Consider the following 21,360-nt stretch of genomic DNA (forward strand, 5'->3'; position numbering starts at 1 on the left):
AAATTAACTTAAAGAGTTAAGACCTTGAAGTAAGTATTCATATATAAGGGAACAATTTATATGACTGCGTATTTTAATTGTTTTATTTAATTTCAAGTAAGTGCTATGAATTATTATATAGTTAGGATGACATGATGAAATCTATTGAATTAAAATTAAACCGCTATTTTGTAGGGGAAATCTCTAATGGTTTTCCACTTATTTTAAAAGATGCAGCAGAGCCAATTGAAGATATGATTCCAGAAGGAACACTACTAAAAATTGTTCGACCTAATGGTAAATACGTTGCGACTGGTTATTACGGAAAGCAAAACAAAGGTATTGGATGGGTGTTAACAAGAAATCAACAGGAAGAAATTGACCAAACATTTTTCGAAAGTAAGTTTAAATTAGCAATTGAAAAGCGTGAACAATTCTTTAATTCAACCGAAACGACTGCGTTCCGTGCGTTCAATGGCGAAGGTGATGGAATTGGTGGATTAACAATTGACTTTTTCGAAGGCTTTTACATGGTGAGTTTTTATAGTGAAGGAATATACTCATTCCGTGAAATGATTTTTGAAGCATTAAAAGAAGTGGTTAATTACCGTGGGATTTATGAGAAAAAACGTTTCAATACGAATGGTCAATATATTGAACAAGATGACTATGTCACAGGAGAAAAAGGCGAGTTTCCGCTAATTATTAAAGAAAATGGTATGAACTACGCAGTTGATTTAAATGATGGTGCGATGACCGGAATCTTTCTTGATCAACGAAATGTAAGACTTGCATTACGTGAGCGTTTCTCTCAAGGGAAAACGGTGTTAAATACATTTTCTTATACGGGGGCATTTTCCGTTGCAGCCGCATTAGGAGGCGCATACGAAACAACGAGCGTTGATCTTGCAAAACGAAGCCTATCAAAAACAATTGAGCAATTTAGTGTTAATGGAATTGATTATGAACAACACCAAATTAAAGTAATGAATGTATTTGATTATTTTCATTATGCTGCAAAACATAACATGAAGTTTGATGTTGTTGTGTTGGATCCACCAAGCTTTGCTCGAACGAAAAAAATGACATTTAGTACGTCGAAAGATTATCCTAAGTTGATAAAAGATGCATTAGCTATCACCGCACCAAAAGGAATCATAATCGCGTCAACAAATAATGCTAGCTTTGATATGAAGAAATTTAAAAGCTTCATCGATAAAGCATTTAAGGAAACAAATCAAAGCTATAAAATTGTTGAACAACATCAACTACCTGAAGACTTTTGCACACCAGACGAATATCCAGAATTTAATTACTTAAAAGTGTGTATTATACAATTATTGAAATAAGGATTGGTATTTATGAAATATACAAAATCAACGATGTTGAAATTAGTGAATGAAGAGCGAGAACTTCATGATGAGCTAAAGAAAATAAAAAGTGAAATGGGTTTAGAGAAAAACCGGGCATTAAAAGCTTTGTATCACTCTGTAGTAGCAGATGGTGGACGTTTCCAAACACGTTATCAAGAACTAGATCGTTAAGGGAACGAATAGAGGAAAAACGCTATGATCAAGACTGAGACAATTCCAAAGAAATTTGAAATTGTTTGCAGTCTTTTTTATTTTATCGACCTGATTGGCGCGAAGACTGTTGCTGCCGGCTTCGCCTTTCGCAAAGAGCACAGCTTCCTACTGGAACAGCACGAGCGGAAAATCCATTTTTGCGGTGAACGACCGCAAAAATTAGTTGGAGGAGCCGTGCCCGTGGAAAGCGTAGCGCCTGGAACGGAAATCGACGATTATCTTTTATATTTATAATGATGCTGAAATAAAACCTAACTCAAAACTGAAAAGTCATGAAAATTTTACGGCAAGTAAAATTTTCATGACTTTATTTTTTATCTTATAAAGTAGCAGTTCTTCTCCGCTTTAGCGTACGCTTGCGGGCATGGCTACAGCCTTTTCTTTCGCTTCCCTGATTCAAGATAGTATGAGTTATTCCAAAGACCCCGCACTCATTCCAGCAATACGTCCAGTTACAAGTGCGCTTGTAATATTGTAGCCACCAGTATAACCATGTATATCTAATATTTCCCCACAGAAAAATAACCCGTACTTTTTCTTAGAAGCCATTGTTTTTGGTTCGATTTCTTTGACAGAAACCCCTCCACCCGTTACAAAGGCTTTTTCTAAGGGTTGCGTCCCATGAACGTCCATTGTAAATGCAACAAGTTCACGTGCTAAGTGTCGAATTTTCTCTTGTGACAATTCTGGACCTGTGAGTGATGAATCAATTCCAGCACGCTCCATTAAAAATAACAACCATCTTTCAGGAGCAATTGATTTCCACAAATTTTTTACTGATTTTTTGGGCTCTTCTTTAATTAACTTATTTAAAAATTGTAAGCACGTTTCTTCATTGTAATCTACTAAAGTTTGGATACGAACCTGTACAGGGTTGTCGCCGTTCTTTTTGCGTTCTTTTACAATAAACTGACTACATCTTAAAATGGCAGGGCCGCTTATACCAAAATGAGTAAAAAGCATGTCCATTTGATGAGTAACAAGTACTTTTCCTTTTTTATTAAGTACGGAAACAGCTACATCGCGTAAAGCAAGACCTTGAAGTTCACGAGACTGGATGAAGGACTCTTTTGAGATAACTGGTACCTCTGTAGGATATAAATCTGTCACCGTATGTCCAGCACGCTCTGCCCAAGGATAACCATCACCTGTTGAGCCTGTTTGAGGCACCGCTTTTCCACCCACAGCTACGATCACTGCATTACTACGAATTTCTGTTCCGTCAGCAAGACGTGCACCCAAAATCTTCTCATCATCCATAAGTAATTTGCTAACAGTCGTTTGTAACCGTATTTCAACATTCAATCGTTTTAATTCAGAGACGAGTGCATCTACTACATCTTGTGCGCGGTTTGACACTGGAAACATTCGTCCATGGTCTTCCTCTTTCAACGCAACGCCTAATCCCTCGAAAAATGAAATGATATCTTCATTATTATAAACGGTAAATGGACTGTATAAAAAACGCCCGTTCCCCGGAATGTTCTTTACAATTTCCTCTGCAGGTAATCGATTTGTAACATTGCATCGTCCACCGCCAGAAATGGCCAATTTTTTACCGAGTTTACTTCCTTTTTCAATTAACATTACTTTTTTCTGCTGTTCTGCAGCAGCTATTGCAGCCATTAAACCAGAAGGCCCACCGCCAATTACAATTACATCTACCATGCCCAGAGCTCACTTTCTCTTAAATATTTACTGTCCCCATTATACACGGTTACACATTGTAGGGAAGCAGATCGCATGAGCTTTTATCTTACCTACTTAAACAATATTAAATTGAGGTATCAATTTACTACGTTTAATTGAAAACTTAAAGGAATAGCATTATAATCATTTATCGTAGCTACAAAATCTTACAAATATCGATTAAGATGATATGATGTAAAGGCTATGCTATTATTTTTAACACAAAATTTGAAAATAAATTAAGAATTTTGTTTGTACAGTGCAAAGAATGCACTCTTTTTTGAGCTTAATTGAAACCATGAGGTGAACATAAATGTGTGGATTTATAGGATATATTAATGGAACAAATATTATTGATCATCACCAAACTATTGAAAATATGATGAATACTATCATCCATCGAGGACCAGATAGTGGCGGTATACATACAGATGATAAAGTAACTTTAGGTTTCAGACGCTTAAGTATTATCGACTTATCGGATGTAGCAAACCAACCTCTTTATAGTGCAGATGGTAGTATTGTTCTTGTGTTCAATGGAGAAATTTATAACTTCCAAGAGTTACGTGAAGATTTAATTGCAAAAGGGCATACATTTAAAACAAAATCGGATAGTGAAGTTTTGATTTACGGGTATGTGGAATATGGTTTTGAATTTGTAAAAAAACTTCGCGGAATGTTTGCGTTTTGTATTTGGGATAAGAAGAATGATCTTCAGTTTATCGCACGTGACGGTTTTGGTATTAAACCGCTTTACTATACGAGTAATACTACAGATAAAACATTTATCTTCGGCTCTGAAATCAAAGCATTTTTACCACACCCATCATTTATTAAAGAATTAAACAAAGACGCTTTACGTCCATATTTAACATTCCAATACTCTTCTATGGATGAAACCTTCTTTAAAGGGGTTTATAAATTACCGCCAGCGCACTACATGGTAATTAAGAATGGTGAAAAGCGCATTGTGAAATATTGGGATAAGAAATTTAACGTAAGAGAAAAAACGTTAGAACATTATGTAAAAGAAATTCGCGAAACAATGAAAGATTCAGTTGAGAAGCACCAAATTAGTGATGTGAAAGTTGGTTCATTCCTTTCTGGCGGAATTGACTCAAGTTATATCACGGCTCTTTTACGTCCAAATAAATCGTTCTCTGTAGGGTTTAAAGACTATGAAGCAATGTTTAATGAAACGAACTTAGCAAAAGAATTATCTGATATATTAAATGTTCAAAATGAACGTAAATATATTTCTGCTGAAGAGTGTTTCGAAAAACTACCAACAATTCAATATCATATGGATGAACCACAATCGAACCCTTCATCTGTTCCACTATACTTCTTAAGTGAATTAGCAAGTAAAGATGTAACAGTTGTGCTTTCTGGAGAAGGAGCGGACGAGATTTTTGGTGGCTATCCATGGTACCAAAACTCTCCTAAAATGGAAAAGTACGAAAAAGTTCCATTTGGGCTTCGTAAAGTAATTCGTGGCATTGCTGAAAAAATGCCGAAAAATCAATATACACATTTCCTTGTAAAAGGTGGACAAACAGTTGAGGAACGTTTTATTGGGGAAGCCGTTGTATGGGATGAAGAGGATGCAGTTAACGTATTAAAACCAGCCTATAAAAATGGTCCATCAGTTAAGTCTATTACAAAACGTATTTACGATGAAGTACCTGGTGAAGATGACGTAACGAAAATGCAATATTTAGACTTACATCTTTGGATGCCAGGGGACATTTTACTAAAAGCTGACAAAATGAGTATGGCACACTCAATTGAACTACGAGTACCATTTTTAGATAAAGAAGTAATGGAGCTTGCGAAAAAAATCCCATCAAAATATCGTGTAAACGATATTAATACTAAATTTGCTCTACGTAAGGCCGCACATGAAGAGCTTCCAGAAGAATGGGCGAAACGTCCAAAACTTGGTTTCCCGGTTCCAATTCGTCACTGGTTACGTGAAGAAAAATACTATAACCTAGTAAAAGAAATGTTTACAACAGATTTTGCCAAAGAATTCTTTGATACAAATCAATTAGTTGGATATTTAGATGAGCATTATCAAGGAAAAGCAAACCGCGGACGTTATATTTGGACAACTTATGTGTTCTTAGTATGGTATAAACGATTCTTCGTAGATATGTAAGGGGGCTTAAGAATACATGGCTAAACAGGATTTTATTCCAGTAATTTTAGGTACTGATGTCAATGCATATGGAATGGCTCGTTCATTCCATATGGCCTATGGTACAGAGAGCCGTTGTGTTGGTCAGGGAAAATTGTTTATGACAGACCAATCAAGTTTCATTACCATTAAAGTAATTGAAAACTTTATGGAACCAACTATTTTCCTTCAAGGGTTGATTGACTACGCAAAGGAATTAACACAAGAGGCAACTAAGCTAATTTTAGTTGCAAGTAGTGATGGATATGCAGAGCTTGCCATTCGTCATAAGGAACAATTATCTGAATACTATGAAATGCCATTTGTCAATGAAAAATGGATTGACGAATTATTATATAAAGACCGATTTTATGATCTTTGTGAGAAGTATGGTTTAGACTACCCGGCGACGTATATTGTTTCAAAAGAACAACATACAAATGTAGAATTACCTTTTGATTACCCAATCGCGTTAAAACCTGCAGATAGTGTTGCGTATTTAGAAGCGGAATTTGAAGGGAAGCAAAAAGCATATATCATCAAAGATCAAGCTACTTTCGAACAAACATTACAAAATATTTATAACTCAACTTATACAGGAAAGATGATCGTTCAAGATTTCATTCCTGGTGATGATTCAAATATGCGAGTGTTAAATGCTTATTGTGGTCGAGATGGTAAAGTTCGCATGATGTGTTTAGGTAGACCTTTACTTGAAGATTGTACACCTAGTTTAATTGGAAATTATGTAGCGATTGTTAATGAATACAATGAAGATATTTATAAACAGTTCCAACAGTTTTTAGAGAATATTGGTTATACTGGCTTTGCAAATTTCGATATGAAATATGATGCACGTGATGGCAAATATAAAGTATTTGAAATTAATTTACGTCAAGGCCGTAGTAGCTTCTTTACAACAGGAAGTGGATATAATATCGCTCAATACGCAGCTGAAGATCTAGTTTATGGAAAAAAAGAGCCAGTTGTTTATGCAAAAACAGAACATCTATGGCTTGGTGTTCCAAAAGAAGTTGCTTTAAACTATACAGAAGACCAAGAAGCTGTGGAATATATGCGAAAACTAATTGCAGAAAACCGTTATTGTACAACATTAAACTACGATCAAGATAAATCCATTAAACGTTCTTGGAATGTTCGTAAGTATTATAAAAATTACGAAGAGCGTTATGAGAAGTATTTTACAAAGAAGGGTGACAAGTAATGCCGGTTGTTGATCAGACAAATGCGGCTGATTTGGAGCGTTATGAACAATTTGTTCGTACTGCTCCATTTGCAACTGCAACACAAGATACAGGTTGGTCCCATGTCAAAAACAATTGGAGACCACTTTATGTTTACTTAGAGGAAGATGGTCAAATTATTGCTGCGATGTCAATTCTGATGGTGAATGCTGTTGGTGATCAAGCGCTTGCATATTGCTGTAAAGGTCCAGTATGTGACCCAAAGGATACAGAATTGGTAGATAAGCTAATGAAGGAAGCAGCGCGTTACGCAAAAGAAGAAAATGCTTTTCTTTTACGCATTGACCCAGAAGTATTGTATGATGAAGACTTAGTAGAAGCATATCAATCTCTTGGCTATCGTTTGCGTTCACGTAATGTGTCATCACATGATACAACACAGCCTCGCTTTAATATGGTCCTTGATTTAAAAGGAAAAACAGAAGAAGAGTTATTAGCTAGCTTCCATAAGAAAACACGTTACAATATTCGCTTAGCTGAACGTAAAGGGGTTACTACTCGTTTCAGTCAATCAATTGATGACCTAAAGGTATTTTACGACTTATATGTTACAATGAGTGAACGTCATGGCATTACATATCGTCCGTATAATTACTATGAACGCATGTTAGAAGCTTACGGAGAAAATTTCCGTGTATACCTTGCAGAACATGAAGGTGACATTATTGCTGGAGCATTAGCATTAAGCTATGGTGATAAGACGTGGTATGCATATGGTGGAAGTCCGAATGTGAAACGTAATTTAATGGCTCCTCATTTATTACAATGGGAAATGATTAAATGGGCAGTAGAACAAAAGAAAAATCGCTATGATTTTGGTGGCGTTTTTGAATTAAACGATTCAGATGGTTTATATCGATTTAAAGAAGGATTTTGTTATCCTGACAATTATACCGAATATCTTGGTGAAATCGATTATGTACTTGATGAAGAAGCATATCAAACATTTATATCAAGATAATCTACAAGAAAGGGCTATCTCAATTGGTGAATTTACTTTTTGAGATGGTGCTTCTTTTTTAACCAAAGAAAAATTGATTCTTTGGTTTGATTTAATTTTAATGAAGCAAATACATACCTAAAACTTATGATTAAATTTTGTGTAAGCATATGTAGTAATATTTACTTAGTTCACTTTATCTTATAAAGATTGGATGGATATGATGTCCTCTTTGATGAAAGGCACAGCGATATTAACGATTGGAATGTTTTTATCAAAAGTGCTTGGCTTAATCTATATTTTTCCTTTTTACGCGATTGTAGGGGAAGAAAATGTGGCACTTTATCAGTATGCATATATCCCTTATACACTTATGCTAGCTGTTGCTGTTTCTGGAGCTCCAATTGCAGTATCGAAATTTGTTTCGAAATATAATGCAATTGGTGATTATGAATCAGGTCGGAAGCTTTTGAAATCGGGTCTTCTCACGATGATGATTACTGGTTTCTTAGCTTTTATTGTACTATTTTTACTCGCAACACCAATTGCAGAGGTTGTAATCAGTAGTGATAAGCAAGTCTTTTCTGTCGAGGAAGTTGCTTCTGTAATTCGCTGGGTAAGTTTTGCATTAATTGTTGTACCATTTATGAGTTTGTGGCGAGGCTTTTTTCAGGGCTATGGAAAAATGGAGCCTACTGCTGTTTCACAATTAGTTGAACAAATTGTCCGCGTCCTATTTTTACTTGCCGGTTCATATGCAGTAGTATTTATTTTTAAAGGAAAAGCTGAAACAGCTGTTTCATTATCTGTATTTGCTGCTTTTATCGGCGCAATTGGTGGGCTTGCGGTACTATTTTATTTCTGGAAAAAGTACAAAGTAGAATTCGAATTGTTACGAAGTCAAAGTGTAACGGGATCAGAAATTCAGCTTTCAAAAATTTACGGGGAAGTAATCAAATATTCGTTACCGATGATTTTTGTGGGGATGGCGAATTCATTATTCCAATTAGTTGATATGTTAACGTTTAATCGTGCAATGGCATCAATTGGTTTGTCCGAAGTCTCTGATATCTACTTAAGTATGATTAATTTTACAACGCATAAAGTTGTGATTATTCCGGTTATGTTAGCTACTGGTTTATCATTAGCCCTAGTACCGACCATTACTAAATATTACACTCAACGTGACTTTGGATTATTACATGATGCGATGGATAAAACATACCAAATTCTGATTTTCGTAACTTTACCAGCAGTGATCGGGATTTCTCTTTTATCGAATGAAATTTATTTCATTTTATATTCGGAAAGTGAAATGGGAGCGAGTATTTTGGCTCACTATGCACCTGTTGCTATATTATTTGCCTTGTTCCAAGTAACTGCAGCACTTTTACAAGGAATTGATTATCAGAAATGGATTGTCTTTAGTTTACTAACTGGATTATTAGTCAAACTAGTTCTTAATACACCTTTAATTAAAGTAATGCAAGCAGATGGTGCAATTATAGCAACTGCCATTGGATACATTATTTCAGTTGTCATAAATATTGTTGTATTAAAAAAGGCATTGGATTATCGTTCTGTTATGGTAAAACGTCGTATAATACTAATTTGTATTCTAACAATACTTATGGCCATTGGTGTATTTATTTCACACCAAGGGTTACTTGCTTTGTTTGGACAAGTAGAAAGTAAGATATCAGCCATCCTTGTTGCCATGGTTTGTGTTGCGGTAGGGATAATGGTTTACGGATATTTATCACTTCGACTCGGCCTAGCACAAAAGTTATTAGGTGGACGTATTACAAAAGTAGCTAATAAATTAGGGTTCAAGTAGGTGAGAAAATGCGATTAGATAAATTATTATCAAATATGGGATATGGTTCACGTAAAGAAGTAAAACAATTATTAAAACAAAAAGGTGTTACTGTTGACGGTGAAGTAGTAAAGGATTCAGCAATGCATGTGGATCCTGCAAACCAAAATGTAAGTGTTTTTGGAGAACGGGTAGAGTATACAGAATTTGTCTACTATATGATGAATAAACCACCTGGGGTTGTTTCAGCTACAGAAGATTTAAGAGATCAAACGGTGATCGACTTATTAGATCCTTTAGCGCAGCATTTTAAGCCCTTTCCTGTTGGACGGTTAGATAAAGACACTGAGGGACTATTACTACTTACAAATGACGGTAATTTAGCACATAATTTACTTTCTCCGAAAAAGCATGTTCCGAAGACGTACTATGCCATCATTAATGGAGTTGTGACGGAACAAGATGTGGAAGCGTTTAAATTAGGAGTAGAATTAGATGATGGTTATATAACAAAGCCAGGACATCTTGTTATTCTAAAATCTGCGCCAACTTCCGAAATTGAATTAACAATACAGGAAGGGAAGTTCCATCAGGTCAAGCGTATGTTTGAAACACAAGGGAAAAAAGTGACTTATTTAAAACGTCTTTCAATGGGAAGTTTAGAATTGGATGACTCCTTAGAGCTTGGTGATTATCGGGAGCTAACTACTGAGGAATTAAATTTATTAAAAAATCCATCATAGTAATGCATTTGAAGTAGGTTTTCTAACGAAATTAACATGTTAATAACACATAAAGAAAGAAAAAAGAATGACCCCGACGAAAGGTCATTCTTTTTTCTTTGTTCAGATGAAATTCATCTTAAGGTGGTAAATATAAATTGGGTACGAATCTCTTTTTCAGTTTGGAAAACAATTGAAAAAAAGATATACCTTCAGCGAGTCGAGCGATTAATAAAAGAATTGACACGTGTTAACACGTGTCCGAAACTCGGACTGAGATTTGCCAATTCATAATTGTATGGGTTGAATAAGTCTAGCTTATTCTTATATTCTAAGATGTCAATTTAACTTTTTTCTTCGTCGTTGTCCATTTGCCTCTACTTGGGCTTACAACTAAGTCATTAAAGGCTAACACATTCAAATCTCTCTGAATGGTGCGAGGAGTGATATTGAACTCTTCGACTAAATCCTGTGTAGACACCGTCCCGTTGTTAAGGATAAACATGTACACGTCTTTAATACGATTAAGCATTCTGTCAGTAGTTGGTTTCATAAAAACCACTCCTTCGATCTTAATTCTCATGGCAAAGACTAGCGGACGACACAAGTGCAGAGGTGCACTATAGGCTTTAAATTTCTGCCTTAGACATCCCCTTTTCTAATTTTATTTGTCAACTTATAGATTCTGACAGTGTCATTATAACAACAAACTATTAATAATTCCATAATTCTCAGTTAATTAATATAATTTTTACAATGTTTATAGTTAGAAATAGAGTTGTTTACACATTATATGCAAGTAGGTCTTAACTTTAGTTGTTTTTTTATGAAGAAATAGTAAAATAACCGTATTAAGGGGTGATTGTTTATGGATTGGCTAAACTTGGCCGAGTCAAGGAAAGATGAATTGATTTCGGAATTACAGCAATTAATTCAAATTGAAAGTGTACTTGATGAAGAAAAAGCAACATCGGAAGCTCCCTTTGGTCCTGGTCCTCTTGAAGCCTTAAATTGGTTACTTAAAAAAGGGGAAGAGCAAGGATTCAAAACAAAATCCATTGACCAAGTCGCTGGTCATATCGAAATGGGAGAAGGAAATGAATTACTTGGAATCCTTTGTCATGTCGATGTTGTACCAGCAGGAGATGGGTGGACATACCCTCCATTTAAAGGTGAAATCGTAAATGGGAAGTTGTTTGGCCGAGGTGCAATTGATGATAAGGGCCCAACAATGGCAGCATGGCTTGCAATGAAATTGGTAAAAGATGCAGGAATTCCGTTAAATAAAAGAGTAAGAATGATCATTGGTAGTGATGAAGAAAGTGGTTTCCGTTGTGTTTCACGTTATTTTGAAAAAGAAGAAATGCCATCCATTGGATTTGCCCCAGATGCTGATTTCCCTCTTATTAACGCAGAAAAGGGCATAGCTACATTACAGTTATCACAAACTAGTAATATAGAAACAAATGAACAATTAATATCATTTCAAGCAGGTAAAAGAACGAATATGGTCCCTGACATCGCACAAGCAACTGCCCTGAATCTAGTAGACCAAATAGAAGACAACTTCCAAATATTTTTACAAGAGCAAAAAGCTGAAGGTGCTGTAGAGAAGAAAGGAAATCAATACATTTTTACTGTAAAAGGAAAATCTGCTCATGCAATGGAACCAGAAAAAGGTCGAAATGCAGCCGTGTTATTATCGAAGTTTTTATTGGAACATTTAACAACTCCTGCAAGCTTAGATTTTGTAAAGTTTATTGTAAAAGTATTTGACGGGGAACCTTATGGGCAAGCATTAAAATTGAATTTTGCAGATGAGATGTCTGGCGAAACAACCCTAAATGCAGGAATTGTTTCATTCGATCAAAACCAAGGTGGAAAAATTCAAGTGAGTATGCGTTATTCGGTCACATATCCATTTGAAGAAAAAATAACAAATGCTCAAAATGAATTACATTCAAAACCATTTGCACTTGATGTCGTCTCAAATTCCGAGCCACACTATGTAAGCGAAGAAGATGAATTTGTTCAAACCTTATTGAATGCTTATAGAAAATATACGAATGACGACATAGGGAAACCATTATCAACCGGTGGTGGAACATATGCTCGGACAATGAAAAAAGGTGTAGCATTTGGAATGTTGTTCCCTGGTGAACCAGATGTAGCCCACCAGATAGATGAATTTGTTGTTATTGAAAATTTAGTAAAAGCTGCTGCAATCTATGCAGAAGCAATTGTTGAGCTAGCAAGTAAATAAGAATGGCTAGAAGTTTTTCCGACTTCAAAGATCTATTATTTCTTAACTTTTAAAATGAAAATGGGGTGCTATTGTGGAATACACATTATGGAATGATAAAATTGTAAATGATCAAGAAGTAATTATTGATAAAGAAGACCGTGGCTATCAATTTGGTGATGGAGTTTACGAAGTAATTAAAGTATATGATGGGGAAATGTTTACTGCTGAAGAACATATCAATCGTTTTTATTTGAGTGCTGAAAAAATTCGAATAACAATTCCATACACAAAGGATAAATTACACAAATTACTACACGAATTAGTTGAAGCAAACAACTTAAATACGGGGAATTTATATTTCCAAATTACGAGAGGCACAGCACCACGTATTCACCAATTCCCAGGTGATACTGTTTTACCTGTCTTAACTGGTACTACGAAAGAATCGCCACGCCCCTTAGAAAATTTTGAAAAAGGTGTTTCGGCAACGTTCGTTGAGGATATTCGTTGGTTACGTTGTGATATTAAAACTCTAAATTTATTAGGTGCGGTTCTAGCAAAACAAGAGGCACACGAAAAAGGATGCTACGAAGCAATTTTACACCGTGGAGAAATCGTTACTGAAGGTTCTTCTACTAATGTGTTTGGCATAAAAGATGGTGTCCTATATACACATCCTGCAAATAATTTAATCTTACATGGTATTACTCGTGCAGTTGTTTTGAAGTGTGCGGAGGAGATAGGGCTTCCTGTTAAAGAACAGGCCTTTACAAAGACACAGGCTATAGAGATGGACGAACTGTTTGTTTCTTCAACAACATCAGAAATAACACCGGTAATTGAAATCGACGGACAAAAAATAAATAGTGGAAATGTGGGTGAATGGACGAGTAAATTACATGCCCAGTTCCAAACTAAAATTCCTAATTCATTGAAAGCATAAAGATTTCACAATTAAACACAATATTTTATTCGAAAGAATTCGCGACAAAGTAGGAAAGTGAGCTCATCAAGACGTAGTAGGAGAGTTGGCAAAAAGGTGAGAAATCCTTTTGCTCGGTTCAACAAACTACTCAATTGTGTGCTTAAGATTACACGAAATGGAGCGAATTCTTTTTGATTGACATAAAGAATGATCTTGGGAAAGGGTAATTGGACGGGCCACTATTTTTTTTATAATGCCTCATGTAAAATTAAACTATTGATACATAGAAAAGATGGAGTGTGTCGTAATTGGCTCAATTAATAAAGCTTCAAGATTATATTTCAAGATATCAAGTTGGATTAAACCGATACCCAACCCAATTTGTTCGCGTAAAAAAGAGTCAATGGGAACGAATAAAACAACAGTGGGAATTAGGAAAGGAAATTCCTAAATGGGAACATATAGAAGAGTTTGAAGAAGAAAAAAGTTCAAAACGTTTTTCCTTTATTAACAAATTCTTAAGAAGAAAACCGGCGAATGAAGAAGATTTAGAACAAGTGAATGTCTCTGACGAATTAATTTCAAATGATGAAGATGAAGCAAATGATGAATTTGACTTACTATTCGAACCGAATATTGTATATCACCCCCAAAATTTAGAGGATTTAAAGAAAATGTTTCTGAATCAATTTTTCCATTTTCAAATTAAATGGGCAAGTTCAACTTTAAGAGAAAAATCATATGTGGATCCCAAATTTTTAAGAGATAGTTTTTTACGCAATGTTTTACAACGCTTACCAGATAATTATTTAGTATTTTATTATCCAATAGTTCAAGTGAAAAAGGCACCAGTCGAATTAGATATCATAATTTTAACCCCAACTGATTGCCTATGTATTACCCTTGTTGAATATGAAAATCAAGCAGTATATTTGGGTAACGGTGAACGGTTCTGGACTAAAAAAGTAGGAAAGACTGATAAGAAAGTATTAAATCCGATGATTCAATTAAATCGAATGGAGTCCATATTATCTAAACTCTTTAGCCAGGGGAATATTGATATGCCGATACGAAAAGTATTACTTTCTAGAAATGGCTTTTTTGACTACCCCGGAACTGCTTTTAATGTCAAATTTATAGATAAAAGGGAATTTCCTAATTGGATGCAAGGGTTACGGCGTTCACCATCACCAATGAAGCATATGCAAATTCAAGCAGCACAAGCTATTTTAAATCATGTTCAAACAACTTCCTATAATCGAGATATATGGAATACCGAAAAAAAAGAGCAGTAGCGGATCGTAGTCGGAAATTATGGATTTTTAGAAACTTAAAAGATTAGGGAATAAGTTTCCGATATTTTTACCACGACCGCTAGAGGAAAAAATCTCCAGAAAGCCAAATTAATATAGCAGTAATATGAAAATTGTAGAGAATTAAGTTATAATTAACTTTAACTTCATTTAATAAGAAAGCTGCGCGTAACTGCGCCATGCAAATTAGAATTGAGTAACAACAAAAGAAATGAGGACTAGTAAGTGAGATTAAGAAACAAACCTTGGGCAGAGGAATTTATTAATGCACATCCTGAGATCATTATCCAAAATCCAGAACAATACAAAGGTAAGTGGAAAGAGGTATTCCAAAATGATCAACCACTCCATATTGAAGTAGGGACTGGTAAAGGACAATTTGTGTTAGGGATGGCAAAAGCCAATCCACATATCAATTATATTGGAATTGAACTTTATGATAGTGTAATTGTATGTGCCCTAGAAAAAATCGTAGAAGCAGATGCACCGTCTAATTTACGCTTATTAAAAGTAAATGGGGCAGATTTAAATAAATATTTTGAGAAAAATGATGTAAGTCGTGTTTATTTAAATTTTTCAGATCCTTGGCCAAAAACGCGACATGCAAAACGTCGCCTAACACACGAAGGATTTTTGAAAATATATGAATCGATTTTAATCGATCGTGGCGAAGTTCATTTTAAAACAGATAACCGTGGATTATTTGAGTATTCATTAGTCAGTATTTCAGAGTACGGCATGCTTTTAAAATATGTTTCACTTGATTTACATGCAAATATGCCTGAAGACAATATCATGACAGAATATGAAGAAAAATTCTCCGCAAAGGGACAACCGATTTATCGCCTAGAAGCACAATTTATTAAAGAATAAAGCAAAGTTTTATTGGCTATAGGGATAACAGTCAGACAGCAGTCGTCATTCATCGTTTAGAATTTGATTTCAAACCTAATAAGATGAACAAAGGGGAGAAATGGGAATGGACAAACTTCAATTTCATGGCATGTCTTTAACATGGTTAAACGGGGGAGTTACTTCACTTGATGGGGGAGCGATGTTTGGGGTAGTACCAAAACCACTTTGGTCTCGAAAATACCCTGTTAACGAGTTAAATCAAATAGAACTTGCTTGTGAGCCAATGTTAATTCAATACGAGGGAAAAAATTACTTAATTGACAGCGGTGTTGGATTTAATAAACTAACAGAAAAGCAACTTCGTAATTTTGGTGTAACAGAGGAGTCTACAATATTAGAGAGTCTTAAAGAACTTGGGATAACTGCAGAAGATATACATTATGTTTTAATGACTCATTTACATTTTGATCATGCAGGTGGGTTAACACGTTGGGAAGGAGAAACTCTAGTTCCAACTTTCCCAAATGCAAAAATTTATACTTCTAAAGTTGAATGGGATGAAATGCGTAATCCTAATATTCGTTCTCGCAACACTTATTGGAAGGAAAATTGGGAGCCTATTCAACACTTAGTTGAAACGTTTGAAGATCGTTTACAAGTGGCACCTGGAATTGAAATGATTCATACAGGAGGTCATAGTGATGGTCATGCCATTATTAAACTAACGCAAAATGGGGAAACTATGCTACACATGGCTGATATCATGCCGACACATGCTCATCAAAATCCTCTTTGGGTATTAGCTTATGATGATTATCCAATGACAAGCGTTTTTGCAAAAGAAAAGCTCCTAAAAGAAGCACTTGCCAATGGCTATAAATTTATTTTTTATCATGATGCTTACTACCGAATGATTCAGTGGGATGAATCAGGTAAAATCGTTGTTGATTCCTTGAGCCGTACAAAAGAAGCGAGAATTCAATTTCAAAGATAAAAGAAACGGAGTACAGTTGTACTTCTAATTCTTTAAAGAATAATACAAGGGACAGTCATCGTAAACTAATATACACGAGGACTGTCCCTTTATAAAACTTATTTGTTAGCTGTTGCGACTTTGCACTCGCGCACTTCACTTCTTCCGGCGAGGGCAGAAAGCGCCCTTTAAGCCGGTTCCTCCAGTTGTTGTCAGAGTTAATCGGGCGTACTTCGCCTTTCTTTTTGGATGACTAACGGATTACGATTTTACTAAGTCAACGATTACACCTGAACGCGCGTCGGCCGCAAATTCAAAATACTCAATTTCGCCATCGACCATTCTAGAAATGCCACCTCGATACACTGGTATTGACATGACTCCGTTATCAAAGTCCTCAGTTTTCATGTAAATCCAAGAACCATCAATTGGTGTTTCTTTTTTAAATTCTGCTTTGACATTGTTAAGCACTTGATTTGCAGGAACATACGGTGAAATTTTTTCAGATGCTTCTTTAATAACGATTGCAGCAGCTAATCCTGTTGCTACTCCTAACATAAAATCACGTAATTTCATAAGTCATCCTCCTTTGCACTATTATTTATTTTACCATTATTAATACCATCAGACCAAATTTATGCAGTAAAAGAAACCGATAAGATCTTTACTTAAAAACCTTAATTTCTAGCACGATTAATTCGAATATGGAAATGTTTATGCTACTATAAAGAAGTTAGAAAAGAAAATAAGGAGTGTTCCGAATATGAATCAGGAAACTTTACAGCTTTTTAAAACGTTAACAGAATTACCAGGTGCTCCTGGAAATGAACATGCTGTGCGAAAATTCATGCGAGGGGAACTCGAGAAATATTCAGATGAAATTATCCAGGACAATTTAGGTGGGATTTTTGGTTTAAGAAAAGCTGAAGATTCAAATGCACCAAAAATTTTAGTTGCAGGGCATATGGATGAAGTTGCTTTTATGGTAACAAATATCACTGACAACGGAATGCTTCGCTTTCAAACATTAGGTGGCTGGTCAAATCAAGTTTTACTAGCACAACGTGTGACTGTATATGCGAAAGATAAAGAAATCCCAGGGGTAATTGCTTCGATCCCTCCACATTTATTATCAGATGCTGAAAAGTCTAAACCAATGGAAATTAAAAATATGCTAATTGATGTTGGCGCAGATAGTAAAGAAGATGCTGAAAAGATGGGGATTCAACCAGGTCAGTCCATAATTCCTATATGTCCATTTACACCAATGGAAAACCCGAAAAAAATCATGGCCAAAGCATGGGATAATCGATATGGTTGTGGATTAGCAATTGAACTATTAAAAGAATTACAAAACGAAAAAGTTGTTAACCATTTATATTCAGGTGCGAATGTAATGGAAGAGGTTGGATTGCGCGGAGCACAAGTTTCTGCCTACATGATTAAACCTGATTTATTTTTCGCATTAGATGCTTCTCCTGCTAACGATACAACTGGTGATAAAAATCAATTTGGGCAATTAGGAAAAGGTACGTTACTACGAATCTTTGACCGTACTATGGTGACACATAGAGGAATGAGAGAGTTTATATTAGATACAGCAGAATCGAATAAGATTCCTTATCAATATTTCGTTTCTCCAGGTGGAACGGATGCAGGGAAAGTGCATATTGCCAATGAAGGAATTCCAAGTGCTGTCATAGGTATTTGTTCCCGTTATATTCATACAGCCGCATCAATTATTCATATAGATGACTATGCTGCAGCAAAAGAGCTATTAGTAAAACTAGTTAAATCAGCAGACCGTTCTACAGTTGAAAGTATTCGTCAAAATGTATAGAACTCGCTAAGTAATATATTTAGATATAACACTGACAATGGATAAAAGTGAAGAGAGAGTGATCACAACACTCTCTTTTTCTTTTTTTAATATACAAATGGAACAAAAATTTATAAAGATAAAACGGGTGAAAGTAATGAGAGTAGCAATCGGTACAAAAAATAGAGCAAAAACAAAAGCAATTGAAAATGTTGTAAGTACATACTTTAATGAAGCCAGATATGAGCAATTCAATGTATCTTCTAATGTTTCAGAGCAGCCTTTTTCAGACGAGGAAACAAGACAAGGGGCAATTAATAGAGCAGTAAATACATTAAAAGCATCGGGTGCTGATTTAAATTTTGGTCTTGAAGGTGGAGTTCGTGAGATGGATGGAGTAATGTATTGTTGCAATTGGGGAGCACTTGCTTTAAAAGATGGAACAATGATTACATCAGCTGGTGCAACGTTTATTTTGCCAAAAGAGATTGCTGACCAATTACGTGATGGCAAAGAACTTGGGCCAGTAATGGATGAGTACACAAATGAAATTGGGACAAGACATAACTCCGGTGCGATTGGTGTATTTACAGCCAATTTGGTCGATCGTACAGAAATGTTTGAACACATCGTCAAGCTACTAATAGGGCAATATATATTTCACAATTCCTTAACTAAATGATAGAGTAGTTTAAAAATTCGAGCTATGTTTATTGCAAGAATTAAAATCTATCATTACAATGTATGTTGGAATAGAAAGTGAGGAATAATGTATGAAACGGAAATGGTTTCTTGCAATAACAATATTCACTTTAGTTCTAGTATTAGCAGGGTGTGGGAAATCTGTAGAAGAACAGATTGATACAGGCGTAGCTAGTGCACAAACAGTATTTGAAGAAAATCCTCAAAAGCCAAATCAAACATTAGATAAAATAGAATTGTTTGTTCCAAAAGGATATACTGTTGAACAAAGTGAAGATAAAAACAACCTTCTTTTAAAAAAAGGTAATGAAAGCTACATTCTTTTTGTTAATATAAATGAAGATGAAGATAGTAATCTTCATTACGAAATTCTAAAGAACAACAAATCTAACCAGATTGTAAAAGAACAAACAGTCGAGTTAGATGGTGCCTTTGGATTTACAGCGGTTGTTGAACACGGTGAACAATTTGAGCTCGTTGTAAGTAGCGGTGGAGTTAAAATGACGACAATTTCAGAAGATAAAAATATCGATGTAAAACTTGTCGACATGATGCAAATTGTTCGTTCAGTAAATATATTAGATTAAAAATTAGTATTATTTAGAGTGTAGACAAGTTCGACTCAATTGAATTTGTTTGCACTCTTACCTTTTATTTAATAGCTTAATTACCTGACCATACATAAAAGTAAGAAGTAATGAATACGGTTCACTTTACGGAAACTAACTCTTTGTGTAGGATGTTATTAGGAATGAAAGGGTTGACTACATGAAATCGAAACAACTAGTTGAAGAATTAAAAAAACGATTAGATGACCAAAGATATGAATTTAATTTCGATCAAGAACATGACAAATTAAGAATCGAACACAAGTCGATCAAACGCGGAATCGATATTTCACTTCCTGAAATATTATCCAAATATAATGTAAGAAAAGAAAAAGCCATAGAAGAAGTCATTTATACAATCGACCAAACCTTTTTAGCAATGGAAAAGGAACATACCGAAGGATTCCAAGATTTATCATTGGTGTATCCAATCATTCGTTCTACCTCATTTCCATTAACATCCAAAGAAGGCCATCATTTTATTACGACTGACCATACTGCCGAAACGCGCATTTATTATGCACTTGATTTGGGCAATACATATCGTTTAATTGATGAATCCATGCTTTCGAAGTTAAATGTAACAGCTAATCAAATTCGTGAAGCTGCTCGCTTTTCAGTTCGAAAATTACCTACGAATATGAAAAAAGACGAGGTAGCGGGGAATATCTATTATTTCATCAATGAAAATGATGGGTATGATGCAAGTCGAATTTTAAATGATGCTTTTTTAAATAAAATGAAGAATCAAATTGAAGGAGACATGACTGTATCTGTCCCTCATCAAGATGTATTAATTATTGGTGATATTCGAAATGAAACAGGTTATGATGTATTAGCACAAATGACAATGCATTTCTTTTCAGTTGGAGCTGTGCCAATTACTTCATTATCATTTGTTTATGAGAATGGCGAGTTAGAGCCAATTTTTATATTAGCAAAGAACAGAGTGAAAAAGGAGCAAGATGAAAAATGATTGTAGCATATAATAAAAAATACGTTGGAGATGTATTACTAGTCCAATTAGCAACAGAAGCAATCGTAAACACGGAAGTTGAAAAAGTGCAAGATGTTGCAATACTAAAAGAAAAAGAAACTGGAGAAATCAAAGCATTTAATTTATTCAATGCAAGTAACTACCTTGAATTAGATGTACAAGGTAATGTGGATATTACACCTGAACTAGTACAAAAAATTGAAGCTGCTTTAAAAGAAAACGGAGCACAGGTTTCATTAGATGTAGATTTTTCTCCTAAATTTGTAGTAGGTTTCGTTGAAGAAAAAGAAAAGCATCCAAATGCTGATAAATTAAGTATTTGTAAAGTAAATGTTGGAGAAGAAACATTGCAAATTGTATGCGGTGCTCCAAATGTAGAAGAGGGTCAAAAGGTTGTAGTAGCAAAAATTGGTGCTGTTATGCCTTCAGGAATGGTTATTAAAGAAGGAAATTTACGCGGAGTTGATTCATTTGGTATGCTTTGCTCTGCTCGTGAACTTGCAATTCCAAATGCACCATCTGCAAAAGGTATTTTAGTACTAGATGAAGGTGCAGAAGTAGGACAACCTTTTACGGTCACATCAAAATAATCATCTAATATAGAGAATTCGCTAAATCATCTAGTATGAGGGCGAATTCTTTTATTTTTGAAAATGTATTACAGATTTTTTGACAACCTTTTCAAGTTGCTATATAAAGGAATTTTTAAAGAAAAATCGAACATTATACATAAGCACTTTAATTACT

Annotated in this window: 21 protein-coding genes; 18 read left to right on the top strand and 3 right to left on the bottom strand. The window is 35.0% G+C overall.

Going from position 1 to position 21,360, the window contains the following annotated elements; all coding sequences use genetic code 11:
- Positions 1-131 precede the first annotated feature (131 nt).
- The 3 genes from JOD29_RS00130 to JOD29_RS00140 are packed head-to-tail and all read left to right on the top strand — an operon-like array spanning position 132 to position 1,799.
- Entirely contained in the window at positions 132-1,328 is a 1,197-nt protein-coding gene (locus JOD29_RS00130; protein ID WP_124762594.1) for a class I SAM-dependent rRNA methyltransferase, read from the top strand.
- A 12-nt stretch (positions 1,329-1,340) separates the two neighbouring features.
- Complete coding sequence (locus JOD29_RS00135) at positions 1,341-1,523, top strand: hypothetical protein (protein ID WP_124762592.1); 183 nt, start codon at positions 1,341-1,343, stop codon at positions 1,521-1,523.
- A 24-nt stretch (positions 1,524-1,547) separates the two neighbouring features.
- The gene (locus JOD29_RS00140) at positions 1,548-1,799 is read left to right on the top strand and encodes a hypothetical protein (protein WP_124762590.1); all 252 of its coding nucleotides are present in this window, start codon (positions 1,548-1,550) and stop codon (positions 1,797-1,799) included.
- Between the two features lie 177 nt (positions 1,800-1,976).
- Here the strand turns inward: JOD29_RS00140 and JOD29_RS00145 are convergent, their stop codons facing one another.
- A complete protein-coding gene (locus JOD29_RS00145) occupies positions 1,977-3,233 on the bottom strand; it encodes a BaiN/RdsA family NAD(P)/FAD-dependent oxidoreductase (RefSeq protein WP_124762588.1) in 1,257 nt (418 codons plus the stop codon).
- Positions 3,234-3,567: 334 nt separating this feature from the next.
- Between JOD29_RS00145 and asnB the strand changes: the two genes are divergently transcribed.
- The 5 genes from asnB to JOD29_RS00170 all read left to right on the top strand — a co-directional run bounded on the left by asnB (position 3,568) and on the right by JOD29_RS00170 (position 10,197).
- Entirely contained in the window at positions 3,568-5,415 is a 1,848-nt protein-coding gene (gene asnB / locus JOD29_RS00150) for an asparagine synthase (glutamine-hydrolyzing) (protein WP_124762586.1), read from the top strand.
- A 16-nt stretch (positions 5,416-5,431) separates the two neighbouring features.
- Positions 5,432-6,658, top strand: a complete 1,227-nt coding sequence (locus tag JOD29_RS00155) for a carboxylate--amine ligase (RefSeq protein WP_124762582.1) — start codon at positions 5,432-5,434, stop codon at positions 6,656-6,658.
- Positions 6,658-7,659, top strand: a complete 1,002-nt coding sequence (locus JOD29_RS00160; RefSeq protein WP_124762580.1) for a lipid II:glycine glycyltransferase FemX — start codon at positions 6,658-6,660, stop codon at positions 7,657-7,659. Before JOD29_RS00155 ends, JOD29_RS00160 begins: the two co-directional genes overlap by 1 nt.
- Positions 7,660-7,861: 202 nt before the next feature.
- Positions 7,862-9,475: a putative polysaccharide biosynthesis protein gene (locus tag JOD29_RS00165; protein WP_124762578.1), complete on the top strand. Its 1,614-nt coding sequence runs from the start codon at positions 7,862-7,864 to the stop codon at positions 9,473-9,475.
- A gap of 8 nt (positions 9,476-9,483) precedes the next feature.
- Positions 9,484-10,197, top strand: coding sequence for a pseudouridine synthase (locus JOD29_RS00170; RefSeq protein WP_124762576.1), 714 nt, complete (start codon positions 9,484-9,486; stop codon positions 10,195-10,197).
- Between the two features lie 310 nt (positions 10,198-10,507).
- On the opposite strand, the gene JOD29_RS00175 is transcribed toward JOD29_RS00170, so the two are convergent.
- A complete protein-coding gene (locus JOD29_RS00175) occupies positions 10,508-10,729 on the bottom strand; it encodes a DeoR family transcriptional regulator (protein ID WP_124762574.1) in 222 nt (73 codons plus the stop codon).
- Positions 10,730-11,044: 315 nt separating this feature from the next.
- Between JOD29_RS00175 and pepV the strand changes: the two genes are divergently transcribed.
- The 5 genes from pepV to JOD29_RS00200 all read left to right on the top strand — a co-directional run bounded on the left by pepV (position 11,045) and on the right by JOD29_RS00200 (position 16,508).
- Positions 11,045-12,439, top strand: a complete 1,395-nt coding sequence (pepV, locus tag JOD29_RS00180) for a dipeptidase PepV (RefSeq protein ID WP_124762572.1) — start codon at positions 11,045-11,047, stop codon at positions 12,437-12,439.
- 73 nt (positions 12,440-12,512) lie between these two features.
- Positions 12,513-13,364, top strand: coding sequence for a D-amino-acid transaminase (dat, locus tag JOD29_RS00185; RefSeq protein ID WP_124762570.1), 852 nt, complete (start codon positions 12,513-12,515; stop codon positions 13,362-13,364).
- 290 nt (positions 13,365-13,654) lie between these two features.
- A complete protein-coding gene (locus tag JOD29_RS00190) occupies positions 13,655-14,641 on the top strand; it encodes a nuclease-related domain-containing protein (RefSeq protein ID WP_124762568.1) in 987 nt (328 codons plus the stop codon).
- Between the two features lie 243 nt (positions 14,642-14,884).
- On the top strand, positions 14,885-15,532 hold the full coding sequence (gene trmB, locus JOD29_RS00195) for a tRNA (guanosine(46)-N7)-methyltransferase TrmB (protein WP_124762566.1): 648 nt from the start codon (positions 14,885-14,887) through the stop codon (positions 15,530-15,532).
- A gap of 106 nt (positions 15,533-15,638) precedes the next feature.
- Positions 15,639-16,508, top strand: coding sequence for a YtnP family quorum-quenching lactonase (locus tag JOD29_RS00200; protein ID WP_124762564.1), 870 nt, complete (start codon positions 15,639-15,641; stop codon positions 16,506-16,508).
- A 240-nt stretch (positions 16,509-16,748) separates the two neighbouring features.
- Here the strand turns inward: JOD29_RS00200 and JOD29_RS00205 are convergent, their stop codons facing one another.
- Positions 16,749-17,063 carry a hypothetical protein gene (locus tag JOD29_RS00205; protein ID WP_124762562.1) on the bottom strand — a complete coding sequence of 105 codons (315 nt, stop codon included), beginning with the start codon at positions 17,061-17,063 and terminating at the stop codon, positions 16,749-16,751.
- 187 nt (positions 17,064-17,250) lie between these two features.
- Here JOD29_RS00205 and JOD29_RS00210 point away from each other — a divergent pair, with 187 nt between their 5' ends.
- From JOD29_RS00210 to ytpR, 5 genes are all read left to right on the top strand, one after another.
- Positions 17,251-18,327 (top strand): M42 family metallopeptidase, encoded by a 1,077-nt coding sequence (locus tag JOD29_RS00210; RefSeq protein ID WP_124762560.1) that lies wholly within the window; start codon positions 17,251-17,253, stop codon positions 18,325-18,327.
- Positions 18,328-18,463: 136 nt separating this feature from the next.
- Entirely contained in the window at positions 18,464-18,988 is a 525-nt protein-coding gene (locus tag JOD29_RS00215; protein WP_124762558.1) for a DUF84 family protein, read from the top strand.
- Positions 18,989-19,079: 91 nt separating this feature from the next.
- Positions 19,080-19,595: a hypothetical protein gene (locus tag JOD29_RS00220; RefSeq protein WP_124762556.1), complete on the top strand. Its 516-nt coding sequence runs from the start codon at positions 19,080-19,082 to the stop codon at positions 19,593-19,595.
- A 181-nt stretch (positions 19,596-19,776) separates the two neighbouring features.
- On the top strand, positions 19,777-20,592 hold the full coding sequence (locus JOD29_RS00225) for a DUF1444 domain-containing protein (protein ID WP_124762553.1): 816 nt from the start codon (positions 19,777-19,779) through the stop codon (positions 20,590-20,592).
- On the top strand, positions 20,589-21,203 hold the full coding sequence (gene ytpR, locus JOD29_RS00230; protein ID WP_124762551.1) for a YtpR family tRNA-binding protein: 615 nt from the start codon (positions 20,589-20,591) through the stop codon (positions 21,201-21,203). The genes JOD29_RS00225 and ytpR overlap by 4 nt, the downstream gene beginning before the upstream one ends.
- Positions 21,204-21,360: the final 157 nt, after the last annotated feature.

The sequence above is a fragment of the Lysinibacillus composti genome, assembly GCF_016908465.1.
Taxonomy (GTDB): Bacteria; Bacillota; Bacilli; order Bacillales_A; family Planococcaceae; genus Ureibacillus; species Ureibacillus composti_A.